Origin of the sequence: Planctomonas deserti, assembly GCF_003067705.1 — a bacterium.
GTDB lineage: Bacteria > Actinomycetota > Actinomycetes > Actinomycetales > Microbacteriaceae > Planctomonas > Planctomonas deserti.
Window position 1 is genome coordinate 1 of sequence record NZ_QANL01000154.1, and the last position, 566, is coordinate 566.

Consider the following 566-nt stretch of genomic DNA (forward strand, 5'->3'; position numbering starts at 1 on the left):
GATCACCTGGATCAGCTCACCCTGGAAGCGGGTTACCGCAGTCAGGTAGCTCGACTCGGCGCCAAGCTCCGGCGGCGGGTGGATGTCTTCCACCGCGATGTTGACGATGCGTTCGACGCCGCTGACCAGGAACCCCTGGATCGAGCGGTTGAATTCGGTGACGACCAGGTAACCCGGCGAGGTATCGGCATCGGGCTCACGCTCGGGGTGGCCGATGGCCAGACCCAGGTCCAGCACCGGCACCGAGCGGCCACGCACGTCGGCCACGCCGGAGAACTGGCTGGGCAGCCCGGGCACCTGGAACAGCTCCGGGCGCCGCAGGACCTCCTGCACCTTGAAGACATTGACGCCAAAAAGCTGACGTCCGCCGAGACGGAACAGCAGCAGCGCCAGGCGATTGTGGCCGGCCAGACGGGTCCGCTGGTCGATCCGGTTGAGCAGGTCATGGGACATGGCTGCTGTATCGGCGCGTTGGGTGCCAAACTTGAGGGCGCTCTGCCACTGCGCGCTCCACACCGCAATTGTGTTGTCGCGCCATGTTCGACCGAGGCTCTTGTAGCCTCGAG

At 65.7% G+C, this 566-nt stretch carries 1 protein-coding gene; it reads right to left on the reverse strand.

The genetic code is table 11. The features are described 5' to 3' along the window. Nucleotides 1–566, reverse strand: a 566-nt coding sequence (locus DAI20_RS20030) for a chemotaxis protein CheW (RefSeq protein ID WP_205781533.1), incomplete at both ends; no start/stop codon positions are given.